Annotated in this window: 13 protein-coding genes and 1 tRNA gene; 4 read left to right on the forward strand and 10 right to left on the reverse strand. The window is 65.1% G+C overall.

Annotation, left to right across the window (positions count from 1 at the left end; genetic code table 11):
• Both OGL93_RS15620 and OGL93_RS15625 read left to right on the forward strand, forming a co-directional pair.
• Positions 1-3,186, forward strand: coding sequence for an efflux RND transporter permease subunit (locus tag OGL93_RS15620; RefSeq protein ID WP_263263722.1), 3,186 nt, complete (start codon positions 1-3; stop codon positions 3,184-3,186).
• A complete protein-coding gene (locus tag OGL93_RS15625; RefSeq protein ID WP_263263723.1) occupies positions 3,183-4,607 on the forward strand; it encodes a TolC family protein in 1,425 nt (474 codons plus the stop codon). The genes OGL93_RS15620 and OGL93_RS15625 overlap by 4 nt, the downstream gene beginning before the upstream one ends.
• A gap of 124 nt (positions 4,608-4,731) precedes the next feature.
• Here the strand turns inward: OGL93_RS15625 and OGL93_RS15630 are convergent, their stop codons facing one another.
• The 8 genes from OGL93_RS15630 to OGL93_RS15665 form a co-directional block, all read right to left on the reverse strand.
• The gene (locus OGL93_RS15630; RefSeq protein ID WP_263263724.1) at positions 4,732-5,040 is read right to left on the reverse strand and encodes a hypothetical protein; all 309 of its coding nucleotides are present in this window, start codon (positions 5,038-5,040) and stop codon (positions 4,732-4,734) included.
• A 68-nt stretch (positions 5,041-5,108) separates the two neighbouring features.
• Positions 5,109-7,514 carry a response regulator gene (locus OGL93_RS15635; RefSeq protein ID WP_263263848.1) on the reverse strand — a complete coding sequence of 802 codons (2,406 nt, stop codon included), beginning with the start codon at positions 7,512-7,514 and terminating at the stop codon, positions 5,109-5,111.
• A gap of 32 nt (positions 7,515-7,546) precedes the next feature.
• Positions 7,547-8,008 (reverse strand): response regulator, encoded by a 462-nt coding sequence (locus tag OGL93_RS15640; protein WP_263263725.1) that lies wholly within the window; start codon positions 8,006-8,008, stop codon positions 7,547-7,549.
• A gap of 29 nt (positions 8,009-8,037) precedes the next feature.
• Complete coding sequence (locus OGL93_RS15645; RefSeq protein WP_263263726.1) at positions 8,038-10,284, reverse strand: ATP-binding protein; 2,247 nt, start codon at positions 10,282-10,284, stop codon at positions 8,038-8,040.
• 137 nt (positions 10,285-10,421) lie between these two features.
• A complete protein-coding gene (locus tag OGL93_RS15650; protein ID WP_263263727.1) occupies positions 10,422-11,756 on the reverse strand; it encodes an MFS transporter in 1,335 nt (444 codons plus the stop codon).
• Positions 11,757-11,844: 88 nt separating this feature from the next.
• Entirely contained in the window at positions 11,845-12,783 is a 939-nt protein-coding gene (locus OGL93_RS15655; RefSeq protein ID WP_263263728.1) for a hydroxymethylglutaryl-CoA lyase, read from the reverse strand.
• Positions 12,780-13,973 carry a CaiB/BaiF CoA-transferase family protein gene (locus tag OGL93_RS15660; protein ID WP_263263729.1) on the reverse strand — a complete coding sequence of 398 codons (1,194 nt, stop codon included), beginning with the start codon at positions 13,971-13,973 and terminating at the stop codon, positions 12,780-12,782. The genes OGL93_RS15655 and OGL93_RS15660 overlap by 4 nt, the downstream gene beginning before the upstream one ends.
• Positions 13,974-14,076: 103 nt before the next feature.
• Positions 14,077-14,982 carry a LysR family transcriptional regulator gene (locus tag OGL93_RS15665; RefSeq protein WP_263263730.1) on the reverse strand — a complete coding sequence of 302 codons (906 nt, stop codon included), beginning with the start codon at positions 14,980-14,982 and terminating at the stop codon, positions 14,077-14,079.
• A 200-nt stretch (positions 14,983-15,182) separates the two neighbouring features.
• Between OGL93_RS15665 and OGL93_RS15670 the strand changes: the two genes are divergently transcribed.
• On the forward strand, positions 15,183-15,413 hold the full coding sequence (locus tag OGL93_RS15670) for a DUF6555 family protein (RefSeq protein WP_263263731.1): 231 nt from the start codon (positions 15,183-15,185) through the stop codon (positions 15,411-15,413).
• Positions 15,414-15,418: 5 nt separating this feature from the next.
• On the opposite strand, the gene OGL93_RS15675 is transcribed toward OGL93_RS15670, so the two are convergent.
• Both OGL93_RS15675 and OGL93_RS15680 read right to left on the reverse strand, forming a co-directional pair.
• Positions 15,419-16,099, reverse strand: a complete 681-nt coding sequence (locus OGL93_RS15675; RefSeq protein ID WP_263263732.1) for a metallophosphoesterase — start codon at positions 16,097-16,099, stop codon at positions 15,419-15,421.
• Between the two features lie 8 nt (positions 16,100-16,107).
• The gene (locus OGL93_RS15680; protein WP_263263733.1) at positions 16,108-16,965 is read right to left on the reverse strand and encodes a glucose 1-dehydrogenase; all 858 of its coding nucleotides are present in this window, start codon (positions 16,963-16,965) and stop codon (positions 16,108-16,110) included.
• Positions 16,966-17,176: 211 nt separating this feature from the next.
• On the opposite strand from OGL93_RS15680, the gene OGL93_RS15685 reads away from it, so the two are divergent.
• Positions 17,177-17,262, forward strand: a tRNA-Leu gene (locus tag OGL93_RS15685).
• The last annotated feature ends 434 nt before the right edge of the window (positions 17,263-17,696 follow it).

The raw sequence follows: 17,696 nt of genomic DNA on the forward strand, positions 1-17,696 counted from the left end.
ATGAATTTTTCCCGGTTCTTTATCAAGCGGCCGATTTTCGCCGCTGTGCTGTCGCTGCTGATCCTGATCGGCGGCGCCATCTCGCTGTTCCAGCTGCCGATCAGCGAATACCCCGAAGTAGTACCGCCGACCGTGGTGGTGCGCGCCAACTTCCCCGGCGCCAACCCCAAGGTGATCGGCGAAACCGTTGCCTCGCCGCTGGAGCAAGCGATCACCGGCGTGGAGAACATGCTGTACATGTCCTCCCAGGCCACGGCGGACGGCAAGCTCACCCTGACCATCACCTTCGCCCTCGGTACCAACCTGGACACCGCCCAGGTGCAGGTGCAAAACCGCGTCACCCGCACTGAGCCCAAGCTGCCCGAAGAGGTCACGCGCATCGGGATCACCGTGGACAAGGCCTCCCCCGACCTGACCATGGTGGTGCACCTCACCTCCCCCGACCAGCGCTACGACATGCTGTACCTGTCCAACTACGCCGTGCTCAACATCAAGGATGAGCTGGCGCGCCTGAACGGCGTGGGCGACGTGCAGCTGTTCGGCATGGGCGACTATTCCTTGCGGGTATGGCTGGACCCGAACAAGACCGCCTCGCGCAACCTCACGGCCACCGATGTGGTGAATGCCATCCGCGAACAGAACCGCCAGGTCGCCGCTGGCCAGTTGGGCGCGCCGCCAGCGCCGAGCGCCAGCAGCTTCCAGCTGTCGATCAACACCCAGGGCCGGCTGGTCACTGAGGAAGAGTTCGAGAACATCATCATCCGCGCAGGTTCCGATGGGCAGATCACCCGCCTGCGTGACATAGCCCGGATCGAACTGGGCTCGAACCAATACGCCCTGCGCTCGCTGCTCAACAACCAGCCCGCCGTGGCGATCCCGATCTTCCAGCGCCCCGGCTCCAACGCCATCGACATCTCCAACGAAGTGCATGCGCGCATGGACGAGCTCAAGAAGGACTTCCCCGAAGGGATGGACTACAGCATCGTCTATGACCCGACGATCTTCGTCCGCGGCTCCATCGAGGCGGTCGTGCACACGCTGTTCGAGGCCTTGATCCTGGTGGTGCTGGTGGTGGTGCTGTTCCTGCAAACCTGGCGCGCCTCGATCATCCCCCTGGCCGCGGTGCCGGTGTCGCTGATCGGCACCTTCGCGGTGATGCACATGTTCGGCTTCTCGCTCAACGCGCTGTCGCTGTTCGGCCTGGTGCTGGCGATCGGCATCGTGGTGGACGACGCCATCGTGGTGGTGGAGAACGTGGAGCGCAACATCGAGCTGGGCCTCGAGCCGATGGCTGCCACCCAGCGCGCCATGGCCGAAGTGACCGGGCCGATCATCGCAACCGCCTTGGTGCTGTGCGCGGTGTTCGTGCCGGCAGCGTTCATTTCCGGCCTTACCGGGCAGTTCTACAAGCAATTCGCCCTGACCATCGCCATTTCCACGGTGATCTCGGCGTTCAACTCGCTGACCCTGTCCCCAGCCTTGGCCGCCGTGCTGCTCAAGGGGCACGATGCGCCCAAGGACCGCTTCTCACGGATCCTCGACCGGCTGTTCGGCGGCTGGTTGTTCCGCCCGTTCAACCGGGTGTTCGAGAAGGCCAGCCACGGCTACGTCGGCACGGTGCGCCGGGTCATCCGCTTCAGTGGTATCGCGCTGGTGGTGTATGCAGGGTTCATCGCGCTGACGTACTTCGGCTTCGCCAACACCCCCACCGGCTTCGTGCCCCAGCAAGACAAACAGTACCTGGTGGCCTTCGCCCAGCTGCCCGACGCGGCCAGCCTGGACCGCACAGAAGACGTGATCCGGCGGATGTCGGACATCGCCCTCAAGCAACCCGGCGTCGACAGCTCCGTGGCCTTCCCGGGCCTGTCCATCAACGGCTTCACCAACAGCCCCAACAGCGGCATCGTGTTCGTGACCCTCAAGCCGTTCGACGAGCGTACCGACCCCAGCGAAGCCGCGGGGGCCATCGCTGGCGCGCTCAACGGCAAGTTCAGCAGCATCCAGGACGCCTATATCGCCATCTTCCCGCCACCACCCGTGCAGGGGCTGGGGACCATCGGCGGCTTCCGGGTGCAGATCGAAGACCGGGGCAACCTGGGCTACGACGAGCTGTACAAGGAAACCCAGAACGTCATCGCCAAAAGCCGCAGCGTGCCCGAACTGGCCGCGCTCTTCACCAGTTACACGGTGAACGTGCCGCAGGTGGACGCCAACATCGACCGTGACAAGGCCAAGACCCATGGCGTGGCGATCAGCGACATCTTCGACACCCTGCAGGTGTACCTGGGCTCGCTGTATGCCAACGACTTCAACCGCTTCGGCCGCACCTACCAAGTGAACGTGCAGGCTGACCAACGCTTCCGCCTCGATGCCGATCAGATTGGCCAGTTGAAGGTGCGTAACGACCGCGGCGAGATGATCCCGCTGGCGACCTTGATCAAGGTCCAGGACACCTCTGGGCCGGACCGGGTGATGCACTACAACGGCTTCGTCACCGCGGAAATCAACGGTGCCGCCGCGCCGGGCTATAGCTCTGGGCAAGCCCAGGCGGCGATGGAGAAACTGCTGCACGACGAGCTACCCAACGGCATGACCTACGAATGGACCGAGCTGACGTACCAGCAGATCCTTTCGGGCAATACCGCGCTGTTCGTGTTCCCGCTGTGCGTGCTGCTGGCCTTCCTGGTGCTGGCTGCGCAATACGAGAGCTGGAGCCTGCCGTTGGCAGTGATCCTGATCGTGCCGATGACGCTGCTGTCGGCCGTTGCCGGGGTGATCATTGCCGGCAGCGACAACAACATCTTCACCCAGATCGGTTTGATCGTACTGGTGGGCCTGGCGTGCAAGAACGCCATCCTGATCGTTGAGTTCGCCAAGGACAAACAGCAGGAAGGCCTGGACCCGCTCGCCGCGGTGCTCGAAGCCTGTCGCTTGCGGTTGCGGCCGATCCTGATGACGTCCTTCGCGTTCATCATGGGCGTGGTACCGCTGGTGACCTCTACCGGCGCGGGTGCGGAAATGCGCCATGCCATGGGCGTGGCGGTGTTCTCCGGCATGCTTGGGGTGACCTTCTTCGGCCTGCTGTTGACCCCGGTGTTCTTCTTCCTGATCCGCCGCTTCGTGGAGCGCCGCCAGGCAGCCCGCGCCGCGCCGCACAACCCTGCACAGCTGGAGGTGCAGCCATGACCGCCCTGCTTCGTTTCGCCCCGGCGCTGCTGACCCTGGCCTTGGCCGGCTGCGTGGTGGGCCCGGATTACCACGCCCCCCAACCGGCGCCCGCGGCCCTGGCCGAGGCCCAGGACCAAGGCAATGCCAAGTACGACAGGTCGCGCTTCGAAAGCCTATGGTGGCAGCAGTTCGATGACCCCGCCCTCAACCAGCTGGTGCAGCAGGCCCTCGAAGGTAACCGCGATCTGCGCGTGGCCTTCGCCCGGGTGAAATCGGCCCGGGCCATCCGCGACGACGTGGCCAACGATGACCTGCCCGTGGTGACCAGCCGTGCCAGCAGTGAAGTTGGCCGCGCCCAGGTGCCTGGGCAGACCGACCACCGGGTCAACCTTGAACGCTACGACCTGGGCCTGGACATGGCCTGGGAAGTGGACCTGTTCGGCCGCATCCAGCGCCAGCTTGAAGCCAGCGACGCTCAGGCAGGCGCCGCCGCGGCGCAGCTGCAATCCTTGCAGGTGAGCATGATCGCCGACCTGGTGGACGCGTACGGCCAACTGCGTGGGGCGCAACTGCGCGAGCGTATCGCCCGCGACAACCTCGCCAACCAGCAGGCCTCGCGGGGGATCACCGCGCAGTTGAACGAGCTGGGCGTGGGCGATGCGTTCGACGTGGTGCGCGCCGATGGCCGGCTGGCCGGGGTTGAAGCGAGCATCCCGGTGCTGCAAGCCGAACAGGCGCGGGCCCGGCACCGTATCGCGACCCTGTTGGGGCAACGGCCTGAGGCGCTGAGCGTGGACCTGTCCCCTCGGCCACTGCCCGCCATTGCCAAGGCACTGCCGATCGGTGACCCCGGCGAGCTGCTGCGCCGTCGGCCGGATATCCAGGCCGCCGAACGCCAATTGGCGGCAGCGACCGCAAACGTCGGCGTGGCGACGGCCGACTTGTTTCCACGGGTCAGCCTGAGCGGGTTCCTCGGCTTTACCGCCGGGCGGGGGTCGCAGATCGGCTCGGCCGCCGCTCAGGCGTGGAGCCTGGGGCCGAGCATCAATTGGGCAGCGTTTGACCTGGGCAGCGTGCGGGCGCGCATTCGTGGCGCCAACGCGGACGCCGAAGGCGCCCTGGCGACCTACGAGCAGCAGGTGCTGCTGGCCCTCGAGGAGTCTGAAAACGCCTTCAGCGACTACGCCCGTCGCCAGCAACGGCTGGTGTCGCTGATTCGGCAAAGCGAGGCCAGCCGCACGGCAGCCGACCTGGCGCGAGTTCGCTACCGCGAAGGCAGCTCGGATTATCTGGTATTGCTGGATGCCGAACGCGAACGCCTGGCCGCCGAGGATGCCCAGGCGCAGGGAGAAGTGGACCTCTATCACGGGATAGTGGCGATCTACAAAGCGCTGGGAGGAGGACCGGTGCCTGCATCGCAAAACATTGCGACGCGGTGAGCGTGGCGAAGAAAGCGTGAATCGCCCTAGCAGCGAAGCTGGCCGACCGCGTTAGCGCGGTCGGCCTTCGAAGGGTGCTGCGCCTCTCGGGCGCAGCTGCGCTGCCAGGGGTAGCCGGCAACCCTCAGATGGGGGTTTTCTGGTGATGATTGTCCAGGGGCGCGCCACGATGGCCGGCGGCATGTCGCTTGGCTTCGTCGACCGCGAATTTGAGCACCTCCGACGCAGGCCCTGGATCCTTGTCGCGGGTTTTGACAGCGTGATACAGCGCGGCGCCATTGCCGTCCAATACTGTCATGTCGGCTTCGTATTTCTCCGCCGCGAGCTGCCGGACGATGACATGGATAACCGCGCCATTGCCCAGCGTTTCTTTATGTTCCTTGGGCGAGTGGTCAGTCCCTACCCAATCTTCGTGTCCCGCTTTGTGTTCCATGTGGGGCTCCCCCTATTACCTGGGTTTCGGTCGGTATAAAGAAAGGACCGCCCGCGGGAGCCTTTGGTTCACTCAGGTAGGCTGACCGGCGCCGGCGCCGCCAGCGCCAGACGGATCTTCTGGATCAGCTCCTCTTCGCGGAACGGCTTCTGCACGATCAGGTACTGGCCATCGTCCAGGCCGCCCACTTCGGCGTAACCGGTGATGAACACCACGGGCAAGCGGGGGTACCGCCGACGGGCCTCCTGCACCAGTTCGGCGCCGGTCGCGCCGGGCATGGCGTAGTCGGTCAGCAGCAGATCCACCTCATCATCGAGGCGCTCCAGCGCCTGCGCGGCGCCATCGGCTTCCACCACGGCAAACCCCAGGGCGTCGAGCAACAAGGCGGTTACCTGCCGTACGTTAGGGTCATCGTCGACCAGCAAGATCCGGTGGCGCAGGCCATCTGGAGGCAACAACGCCTCGGTGGGGCCTGCCTCGGTCAGCGTCAGGCTCGGCGTGCGTACCCCAGGCAGGTACACCTTGACCGCCGTACCCTCGCCCACCACCGTTTCGATGGCTACCCCGCCACCGGACTGCTTGGCGAAGCCGAAGACCTGGGCCAGGCCTAGGCCAGAGCCCTTGCCCACATCCTTGGTGGTGAAGAACGGCTCGAAGGCTTTGGCCAGCACCTCGGCCGCCATGCCGCTGCCTGAATCGCGAATGGTCAGCACAACGTAGTCCCCAGGCTCGGGGTCTTCCGGGCGGCTGGGGCGGGCGGTGACCGTTTCGTTGGCAGTCACCAGGCGCAGAGTGCCGCCGTTGGGCATGGCATCGCGGGCATTGATCGCCAGGTTGAGAATGATCATTTCCGTCTGGGTAGCGTCGACCAGGGCATTCCACAGGGCCGGGTCTTTCTCGGTTTCGATCCAGATGCTGCCACCGAGGGTGCGCTGCAACAGGTCGAGCATTCCAGACACAGTGTCGTTGAGGCTCACCGCCGCAGGCTCCAGGCGCTGCCGGCGCGAGAAGGCGAGCAACTGGCTGGTCAGCCGGGCGCCGCGCTCCGCCGCCTCCTGGATACTGTGCAGCCGGCTGTCGAAGCGGGTGTGATTGCCTCGGGCCAGGTCACGGATCAGGAAGTTGGCGCTGGCGAGGATGACCGTGAGCAGGTTGTTGAAGTCATGGGCCACGCCGGCAGTCAACTGGCCTACCGCTTCGAGCCGCTGCATCTGCTGCAGCGCTGCCTCGATGCGTTCGCGCTCGCGGATCTGCTCGCGCAGCCGCTCGTTGGTCGCCGCCAGCTCATCGAGCACCGCGCGCTCGCTGGTGATGTCCCGCGCCACGGCGTACATCATTCCTTCGTCCGGAACGATGGTCCAGGACAGCCAGCGATAGCCGCCGTCGGCGTGGCGCATGCGGTTGACGAAGCGGCTGGAAACGATGCCTTCGGCGACGTTCTCCACTTCGCGGGTGGTCGCCGCCAGGTCATCGGCGTGCACCAGCCCCCACAGGCCCATTTGCGACAGCGCCGCCCGAGGCCAGCCCAAGGTAGTTTCCCAGGCCGGGTTCAGCGCCGCGGGCTGCATGTCGAAATGCAGCACTGCAAGCAGTTCCCGGGACAGCTCCCAGGTGCGGTCCCGCTCGCGGGTGCGCTTCTGTACGCGATCGCCGAGCAAGTCATTGAGCCGTTCGAGGGACTCGGTCGCTTCTTTTTTCGTGGTGATGTCTTGCAGAACACCGCTGAAGCGAACGCAGCGGCCGCCGAGCACGCTCGAGCGCCCGCTGCTGGAGAACCAGCGCTCGGTACCACTGGGCAAGCGCACGCGGTAGTCCACCTGGTAGGAGTGGTCGTGCTCGTCCGCCAGGGCGGCCTCCACCCGCTGGCGAACCAGGGGAAGGTCCTGGGGGTGGATGCTCGAATAGAACAGGTCCAGGTCTACCGGGGCATCGGCGGGCAGTTCGTACATCACCCGCATGCGTTCGTCCCAACTCAGCACGCCACTGACCAGGTTGAGTTCCCAGGTGCCCATGCGCGCCGCTTCGATCGCGATGCGCGCGCGGGATTCCGCCTCGTGCAGGTTAAGCTCGGCCAGTTCACGCTGGCGCCGCTCATGCACCTCGGCCATCGCTCGCTTCACGGCGGCGGGCAGCAAGGGCAGGCTTTGCTTGAGCACGTAGTCTGTCGCGCCTTGGCGCATCATCTTGACCGCGTGCTCTTCACCGAACACGCCGGAGATGAAGATGAACGGCGTTTGCGGCGCCTTTTCCCGAGCGATGCCCAGCACTTGCTCGCCCGACGAGCCCGGCAGCACCACGTCGCTCAGGATGAGATCGAAGCTGTGCGCCTCCAGCATGGCCGCCACCTCAGCATGGTGGTGCGCCAGGTGGGGATCGAGCTGCAGGCCGCTACGCTCCAGGGCAAAGAGCGTGAGTTCGACGTCGCGATTACTGTCTTCGATCAGTAACAGCTTCAGTGGCGCAAGGGTGGGCACGGGCAAGGTATCTCGACGGGTAAGGCGATAGGTCAGTTGTTAGGGCGCCGTTGCAGCCGCAGCGAACCGGGTGGAGGCTCATTGAGCACCGCCCAGAAGATCCCGAGGTCGGAGATCGCGGCCACGAATTCCTTGAATTCGACCGGCTTTACCACGTAGGCGTTCACCCCTAGCGCATAGGCGCGCTGTAGATCCGGCTCTTCACGCGAGGATGTAAGCATCACAATGGGGATGCTGCGCAGCTCTTCGCTGGTGCGTACCGCCTTGAGCACTTCGAGGCCGTCGACCTTGGGCAGCTTGAGGTCAAGCAGCAGCACCGCCGGGTTGCCTTCCGGCCGGCTGGCGTGCACGCCCCGGCGGAACAGGTATTCCAACGCTTCGGCGCCGTCCCGGTGAACGATCACTTCATTGGCCAGCTGGCTTCTTTCCAAGGCGAGCAGGGTCAGCTCCAGGTCGCCGGGATTATCTTCCACCAGAAGGATGGGTTTAAGCATGAATACCTCTCGAATAGATACGGGAGCCGTTACTGCTGGTCTGGCAGGGCGAAGTAAAAGGTCGCGCCCTGGCCCAGCAGGCCTTCGGCCCAAACCCGTCCCTGGTGACGCTCGATGATCCTGCGCACGCTGGCCAAGCCAATGCCGGTGCCTTCGAACTCTTCCATGCGGTGCAAGCGCTGGAACACCCCAAACAGCTTGCCGGCGTAGGCCATGTCGAAGCCCACGCCGTTGTCTTTCACGAATACTACGGTTTCGCCCGCCTGCTCCCGGCGCAACGAGCCTACCTCGATCACCGCCGGGTCCCGCTCGCGGCTGTACTTGAGCGCGTTGGACAGCAGGTTGCGCAACGCCAGGTGCAGGAAGGCGGCATCGCCCATCACGCTTGGCAGTTCGGCGACCTTCCAGACCACGTTGCGCCCTTCGTAGTCGGGCAGCATTTCTTCGCGGATCGAATCCACCAGCGCGCCGAGGTTGACGTCGGAATGGCGCAAGGCGGCGCGGCCCATCTGGGAAAAGCTCAGCAGGTTGTCTACCAGGGTGCCGGCGAAGCGCGCCGAGTCGCCGATGTGCTCGAGAAAGCGCAGGCCCCGGTCGGACAGCTTGTCGCCATCGAAGTCGGTCAGCAGTTCGGCGTAGCCTGCGATATGCCGCAGCGGCGCGCGCAGGTCATGGGACACGCTATAGGAGAAGGCTTCCAGCTCCTTGTTCGACTTCTTCAATTCGCCGGCCATCAGCGCCAGCTCTTCGGCCTTGCGTAATACGATGCCGAGCACCGCCGTGCGCAGCTCGATCACTGCGTCGACTTCCAGCGGGTCCCAGGGGCTGGAGTAGCCCTGCACCACTTCCTGCCACTGCTCGAAGCTGTGCCGTGGGCTCAACCCCCCTCCGGGTGCCACGGCTTTTTCCGGGCGCCCGGCCCAAGTGACGGTCCGCGCCTGCTCGGGGCGGAACCACAGCAGGTAGTGGTTGTGGATTTTCGAAATGGCCACTGCCAGCACGCCCGCGGCATGTTCGGCGATGCCACAACGGGCAGGCACGTCGCGGCCAACGTTGTCGGTATGGAACACATCGTCGGCACCGTCGCGGCCGAGCCAATGCACCAGCGCTTCGATGGCGGCCTGCGGCGGCGTGTGGCCGACGACTTCGCACCGGCCCTCGCTGATGATGGCGGCGCCGGTGGCCGCGGCGAAGCCCATGAACGTGCGCGGCACGGTGAGCAGGCCATCGGTGACACTGTCCCGGTCGGCCATGGCCGACAACAGCTGCACCACGTGCTGGCGCAAGCCGAGCAGGCGCTGGGTGTCGGCATGGGCTTCACGGGCTTCGATCTGCAGGGACAACACACTGCCCAACAGCTCGCAGGCGGTGCGGACCTGGAAACCCACTTCGCGAGGCGAGTCGTTGTGGCAGGACACCAGGCCCCAGAGCTGGCCGCGCACCACGATCGAGATCGACATGGACGCCAGCGTGCCCATGTTGCGCATGTATTGCAGATGCACCGGCGACACGCTACGCAGCGCGCTGTAGCTCAGGTCCAGCGGCTGCGCGGTGGCCGGGTTGTGGGCGGGCACCAATGGCGAGGGCTGATAGTTTGCGTCCTCGATCACCCGAATCCGGTTCGCGCAATACAGGGCCCGCGCCTGCGGTGGAATATCGCTGGCCGGAAAGCACATGCCCAGGTAAGTGGGGTAGCCCGGGTCGGCATCTTCGGCCAGGACCGTGCCGTTGCCCGCGGCGTCGAAGCGATAGGCCTTTACCCGGCCGAAACCGGTGATGCGCTTGAGTTCGCCGACGGCGCGGTGACACAGCTGGGCGACGCTCTGGATGTCCTGCAGCTCGGCGACGAACGCGCGCACCAGCGGATACAACTGCCCGTATACCGCGACCACATCGGAAGCCGGTTCGAATTCTGCAATCAGTACCGAGTCCCAATGGTGCGCGAGCATCGCATAGGTGCCCTGCGCTGCTGGCGCCTGGAACACCATGTCGCCCAGGTGAAACGGGTGAGGGTCAGCGGTGGGCATGGTCCGCAGCCGCTGCGCCAGTACCTCGGGCGCGGCGACGAAATCCGCCAGGGGCCGCCCGGCCAGCGCCGCCGGGCTAATTCCGAGCCAGGCCTGGGTGTTTTCACTGGCCTGGAGCACCTTGTGATTCACCGGGTCCAGCACCAGCATGAAGCCATGTGGCTGAATGCTGCCTGGGATTTGGATCGGTTCCCGTGCACATTGCTCAACAGCGGCGGCAAGGGCCTGTTCCGAATCCGTCGTGGTCACTGCATGCTCCCGGGAACGCACTTAATAATTGGACACACATTACCAGACTTGTACAAAAATCTGCACAGGGGGAGGCGCTATTTCCTCACCGCTATCCGACAGGTGCCCAGCGTGACTGGCGTTCCCGCATGGCTACATCATTCGGTTTTGAGCTCGCGTTCCCTCAGCCGGTGCGGCAAGCCCCACCACAGCAAGGCGGCTGTGGCCAGGCTGGCGAGCGCAATGATGTACAAGGCTGGAGTGGTGCTACCGGTGAGGTCCTTGATGCGTCCGACCATGATCGGGCTGACGATGCCGCCCAGCTGCCCTAGGGTGTTGATCAACGCGATCCCTCCAGCCGCCCCGGCCCCCGCGCCGGCCAGGAGCCTGGACGGCAGCGCCCAGAAGGCCGGGATCGACGCCACCACCCCTGCCCCTAGAAGGCCCAGCGACACGACCAGCAGCGGCGTATGAGTGGCGAACAGCCCGGCCAGGAAGAACCCCACCGCCCCGATCACCACCAGCCCGGCGGCATATTTGCGCCGTTCCCCGCTAGCGTCCGACAGGCGCCCTACCACCACCATGCAGATAGCGCCGCACACGTACGGGATCGCGGTCAGCAGGCCGATCAGCGTCGGGCTCTCGGTGCCGGCACTCCGGATCAGCTGCGGCGCCCAGAAATTCAACCCGTACGACGCCACCTGGATCAGGAAGTAAATCAAGCCCAGGGTCAAAAAGCCCGGAATGCGGATCGCCGCCAACAGCGAGCCATGGCCTTTATGCCCTTCATGGGCGCTGATGCGCAGGCTCAGGTAACCCTTTTCTTCGTCGCTGAGCCAAGGCGCGTCCTGCACCCGGTCCTTGAGGCGGGTTAGCACTAGCAAGCCCAGGCCGATGCATGGGAGGCCGCCCAGGAGGAACAGCCAGTGCCAGCCGCGGATGCCCATCACCCCGTCCAGATGCCCAAGCACCAGCCCCGACAGGGGCGCGCCCACCAGCCCGGAAAACGCCGAGGCCAGGAACAGCATCGAGGTGATGCGGCCGCGATGGCTCTGCGGGAACCACAGGGTCAGGTAATAAAGGATGCCCGGGGCGAACCCCGCTTCCATGGCGCCAATCACGAAGCGCAGGGCGTAGAACTGCCACTCGGTGTTAACGAACACCATGGCCGCCGTGGCCAGCCCCCAGGACATCATGATGCGGGCGATCCAGCGGCGCGCGCCGACCTTGTAGAGCATCAGGTTGCTCGGCACTTCGAACAGCACATAGCCGATCACGAACAGGCTCGCGCCTAGCCCATAGGCGGTGTCGCTGAAGCCCAGGTCGGTCTGCAACTGGAACTTGGCGAAGCTGATGTTGATGCGGTCGAAGAATGCGAACAGATAACACAGCATGATCAGCGGCATCAGGCGCCAGGCGACCTTGCGGACCAAAGCGGTTTCGGTGAGCGTGCTCGTTTCACCGGCAGCGGTGTGCAGCAATTGCGAGGACATAGCAGTCTCCAGACAGGCCATGCCGAGGCAGGCCCGATTGTTTTTGTTGTGTCTGGTCAGAAGCCCGGAAGCTTCGTTCGGGAGGCGGTCAGCCCGGCAGGTCGGGGGGCACCGGGTGCAGGTCGCGGTTGCGCCCGGCCTTGGCCAGCTGCCCGGGCACCTCGTGCCCCAACAGGCCCGGCAAGGCGCGGGACAGGTTCAGCAGGTGCGGCAGGTCGATGCCGGTGGGAATGCCGACCTCGTCACACAGGTTGACCAGGTCCTCGGTGCAGATGTTGCCCGAGGCGCCAGGGGCGAACGGGCAACCGCCGAGCCCGCCCAGCGCGGCATCGAAGCGCCGAGCACCTTGCTCATACGCTGCCAGCACATTGCACAGGCCCAGGCCGCGGGTGTTGTGAAAATGCAGGGTGAGCGCAGAAGCCGGCAACCGCCGCAGCACCCGCTCGACCAGCCCGGCCACTTGTCGGGGGTTGGCCATGCCCGTCGTGTCGGCCAGGGTCACCCCGGCAATGCCCATTTCCAGGTAAGCCTCGACGATACGCAGTACTTCGTCCTCGTCGATACGCCCCTCGAACGGGCAACCGAAGGCCGTGGCTACGGTGGCGTTGAGCAGCACGGGCGCGCCGGCCAACGCCTCGACGATGGCGGCAAAGCCCTCCAGCGATTGTGCCTTGCGCATCCGCATGTTGGCGCGGTTGTGGGTTTCGCTGGCCGACATCACCAGGTTCAATTCGCCAGCCCCGGCGGCCACCGCTCGCTGCGCCCCTTTGAGGTTGGGCACCAAGGCCACATACACCACCCCTGGCTGGCGCAGGATGCCGCGGAACACTTCGTCCGCATCCCGCAGCGCCGGGATGGCCCTGGGCGAAACGAACGACCCCGCCTCGATGCGGCTGAAGCCCGCTTGGGAAAGGCCGTTAACCAGGGCGATCTTGTCTTGGGTAGGAACCCAGGTCGGCTCGATCTGCAGGCCGTCGCGCGGGGAAACCTCCTGCACGATCAGCCGCGCACTGTAATCGCGGATCATTGCACCACCCCTTCGGCCCGCAGGCGGGCAATGGCGGCGTCATCCAGGCCGGCTTCGCGCAGCACCCGGTCGGTGTGCTCGCCAAGGCTGGGCCCTTGCCATTTCACTTCACCAGGGGTGTGGGACAGCTTCGGCACGATGCCTGGCATCTTCACCGCGGTGCCGTCCGGCAGGGTGGCGTCCAACAGCATCTCGCGGGCCTGGTAATGGGGGTCGGCGACGATATCGGCCACTGAATAGATGCGGCCTGCCGGCACTTGCGCGGCCTGCAGGGTGGCCAATACCTGCTCTATAGAATGGTGGCGGGTCCAGGTTTCGATGGCGCCATCGAGCATCGCGCTCTGTGCGGCGCGCCCGTCGTTGTGGGCGAAAGCCGGATCGTCGGCCAGGTCCGGCCGCTCGATGGCCTGCATCAGGCGCTTGAAAATCGGGTCACTGTTGCCGGCGATCACCACATAGGCGCCGTCGGCGGTACGGTAGGTGTTCGACGGCGCGATCCCCGGCAACGCCCCGCCGCTGCGCTCACGCACATGGCCAAGCAGGTCGTATTCGGGAATCAGGCTTTCCATCAGGTTGAACACGCTTTCCGCCAGGGACACATCGACGATCTGGCCGCCGCCCTGCCCTGTCTTTACCCGCAGCAGCGACATCAGCGCGCCGATCACCGCGTGCAGCGAAGCCAGCGAATCGCCGATGCTCACGCCCACCCGCGCCGGGGCCGAGCCCGGGTGGCCGGTGGTATAGCGCAAGCCACCCATGGCCTCGCCGATGGCGCCGAACCCGGGGCGGTCCCGGTACGGGCCCGTTTGGCCGTAGCCGGAAATGCGCACCAAGGTCAGCTTAGGGTTGATGGCCTGCAGCACGTCCCAGCCCAGCCCGAGTTTTTCCAGGGCGCCGGGGCGCAGGTTTTCGATTAGTACGTCGGTGTCGGCAACCAGGCGCTTGATGATGTCGATGCCCTCGGCGGCCTTCAGGTTCAGCGCCAGGGACTGCTTGTTGCGCGACTGCAAATACCACCACAGGGAAGTACCCTCATGGAGTTTTCGCCACTTGCGAAGCGGGTCACCTTGGCCGACGGATTCGATCTTGATCACGTTGGCGCCGAATTCGGCGAACAGGCGTGCGGCGAACGGAGCGGCAATCAACGTGCCGATTTCCAACACGCGGATCCCTTCGAGGGGGGCGGACATGGGCGCTGTTCCTCATTGTTCTTGGACTTTCCCGCAGCCTAGGCCCGAGCGCGCGGGCAAGCCAGCCGTACTTTCGCGATGACCCTTCGCCGATGGCGAACGCTCACCCCGCCATGAGGTGGTCATAGAACAGCTGGCTCACCGGGGACAAGGTGTCCAGCCCGCGTGTGACCACCAGCAGTTCCCGCTGCGCCCAGGCATCGCTGAGCAGCACCGCGCTCAGCCCCAGCGGTTGGCCGAACAGTTCATAAGCCCGCCGTGGCAGCACACCAATGCCCATGCGCGCCTGGACCATGCGGCAAACGGCGTCGAAGCTGGGCACGTGGATACGCAAGCGCAACACCTGCCCGGCACTGCGCGCCGCGGCTTGGGTCCGGCGGTAAATGGAGCTTTGCGAGTGCAAGCCGATGTAGTCCTCGCCAAGGGTGGCGGCGAACGCCACCGTGGCCTGTTCCCGCAACGGGTGGTCGGACGGCATCACCAGCACCAGCTGATCGCGTTTGTAGGTGACGGCGGTCAGCCCCCGCACGTCGCAGTCCACCGAGCAGATGCCCAGGTCCGCCCGGCCATCGAGCACCCCCTGGACCACGCCGTCGCTGGGGCGCTCCTCGAGATCGATCTTCACCCGCGCGTGCGCGGCGATGAACCGGCTGAGGTCTTCCGGGAGAAATTCGATGATCGCTGACAGGTTGGCAAGCATGCGCACGTGGCCGCGCATGCCTTCCACGTGCTCGCCGATCTCCAGGCCGATCTTCTGCACGTCGTAGAGCATGCGCCGGGCGTGATGGAGCAAGGTCTCGCCGGCCGGGGTCAGGCTCATGCCCCGCGCCTGGCGGGCGAACAGCACCACGCCCAGGGCATCCTCGAGTTCCTGCAGGCGCTTGCTGGCGGCCGAGACGGCGATGGCCTCGCGCGCGGCGGCGCGGGTCAGGGTGCCCTCCTCGTGCACGGCCACGAAGACTTGCAGGGTGACCAGGTCCAGGCGGCGCGCGAGGTTATTGAGCGACATAGCGGTTGACCGAACGCGGTGATGGGCGCCCTAGAGTGCCGCAAGCCGACCATGCCGTCGAGGCGCCCGAAGCGGCGGGACATCCCGGCGCCGTGGCATATCGGCAGGTAGTAAAAACCATCGGATGAGCTAGGCTCTTGGCCCTAGGAACTCATGGATACAGCGCCGGTCGAACCGACGATCAAGGAAGAGGCAAAATAATGGCACTGCATAAGCATTACGTGATCCGTTATCACTACAAGGGCCAGGTGCGCAGCTTTGCGCAGCGGGATTCGCGCATGTCCAGCGCGGATGCCTGGTACTACGCTTCTCTGCATGCGGGCACCGTCCAGCTGTATGGGGTAGCGGCCATTCGCAACAGCGCCCGAGCGGTGCGGCTGTTCGCTGAACAGTGCGGGGTGACGGATGTGGGTTTTCGAGAGGTACCCTGAGCGGCCTAGTGCCGGCCCGGTACGCTGTGCACGCTGCCGTCGGCCAGGCACGCCGCGCTCAGCTGCCCACCCTTGGCCGCCGCCGTGTCCAGATACCAGATATTGCCTAGATGACGCACCCGCTTGACTGGCGTGTGCCCTACCAGCAGCGCCTGTAACCCCGCCACCGATGCCGCCCGCTGCGGTGCACGCTGGTACAGCGCCGAACGCACCGCAGCGGCGTCGCCCCGGCGCAGCGCTTCGCGGAACGTCCACCAATCGCCCCCTACACAACCGGAATGGACGATCGCCGCCACGCCCGCGGCAGTGGAAATTTCTATCGCCAAGGGAAGCGCGGCCAGCTGCAAGGCGAATTCAAACTGCTGGTGCACCGGCCGGCCGAGCAGCCAGGCGAAATGCTCGCTTAGCAGCCCCCAGTCCGCTTCGTTGCGGGTAAAGGCTTCCACCAGTTGCTGCTCATGATTGCCTCGCACCGAGAACATCCAGGGTTCGCCCAGCCAATCCAGCACCTCGTGGGACAACGGGCCGTGATCGATAAGGTCGCCGACACAAAACAGCCGATCATGGCCATAGTCGAAACCCACCTTGGCCAGCAGTGCCTGCAAGCGGTCGAAGCAGCCGTGAACGTCGCCAACGACGAAGTCCCGGCCGTCCCGATTGATCCCGAAGCTCAGCACCGCGGCCATGTGCGCACCTACAAAATGGGCTTGCCGCCGGTCACCCCATAGCGGGTGCCGGAAATGTAACTGGACTCGTCCGAGCCGAGCAGCACGTAGATCGGTGCCACCTCCACCGGCTGCCCTGGCCGCCCTAGCGGCGTCTGCGAGCCGAACTCGGCGACCTGGTCCTCCGGCATGGTGGCGACGATCAACGGCGTCCAGATCGGCCCCGGCGCCACGCTGTTCACCCGGATGTTCTTCGGCCCGAGCATTTGCGCCAGGCCCGCGCTGAAGTTGGCGATCGCGCCCTTGGTGGTGGCGTACGCCAGCAGCTGCGGAGTGGGGTTGTCCGAGTTCACCGAGGAGGTGTTGATGATCGAGGAGCCCGGCTTCATATGCGGCACAGCAGCCTGGCAAATGCGGAAAATCGCAGTGATGTTCACATCGAAGGTGTGGACCCACTCATCGTCGGGAATGTCTTCAAGGCTCTGGTGGGTCATCTGGAATGCGGCGTTATTGACCAGTATGTCAATCCGGCCGAATTCGGCCACGGCCTTCTTCACCAGCTCGAGGCAGGTTTCCCTTTTGGAAAGGTCCCCCGGTACCAGCACGCATTTGCGCCCAGCAGCCTCGACATAAGAGGCCGTGTCGTTGGCGTCCTCGTGCTCATTCAAGTAGGCGAGCACCACATCAGCGCCCTCCCGGGCATAGGCAATGGCGACCGCGCGGCCGATGCCACTATCGGCCCCGGTGATCAGCGCGACCTTGCCTTGCAAGCGGCCGGACCCTTTGTAGCTGGTTTCGCCGCAGTCGGGGGTGGGGTCCATCTTGGCCTGGCTTCCCGGAACGGCCTGAGGCTGCTTGGGAAAAGGCGGCGTAGGGTATTGCTTCATGAGGGCTCTCCCGTGGTCGGTTACTGCAATTGCGACCACGGTTTGAAGGCAGCGGTTCAGTCCCCTCGCCCGCGCCGCGGCCCCTGCACGAGCTAAACATCGCGCCTTTTGCCCTTGCCTAGCGAGCAGTGGGTGTATATATTCGTGGCCTTTCGCCGATTGTGCTTTTGCTTCAAGGGCTTATCAGCGAGCTTTGCACTGCAGCGCTACCGCCCGAATGGCGAAATTGGTAGACGCAAGGGACTTAAAATCCCTCGCCCCCTGGGCGTCCCGGTTCGACCCCGGGTTCGGGCACCACAGCATTCATAGGGGTTTTTGGCTACTCAGCCAGTCAAGAATGCCCCTAGCGAATTGCCGCAATCCTGATGTTTTGCCGCAATTCCTATCGCCCGGCACCTCCCGCCGGCCGCCTCGCCGTCTTGGTCAGGCCACTCATACACACCAACTCGACCGAGAGCGTTATAACCGCCCTAGGCTAACGGCGTTGGCCCTGGCCTTTCTGACGCCCAACGTTGCATTCCACCGCGGCGCGCCCAACCGGCCTGGGTACAGGTCTGCTCAAGCAGGTCGACCAGGTAAAGGCCGCCGAGGCCTATGAGATTTGGGGCGGTCGTTTCCCGCTCTCACCCTGCTTTGTGAAGTTGCCCTGCCGCCTGCCTCGTCAAGCCGACCAGCGTATAGGGCGCTAGCGCCAACATTCATGAGCAATGCCCGGCATCTTGCTGCCAATA

The organism is Pseudomonas sp. RIT-PI-S, assembly GCF_025642975.1.
In the GTDB taxonomy this organism is placed as follows: Bacteria; Pseudomonadota; Gammaproteobacteria; order Pseudomonadales; family Pseudomonadaceae; genus Aquipseudomonas.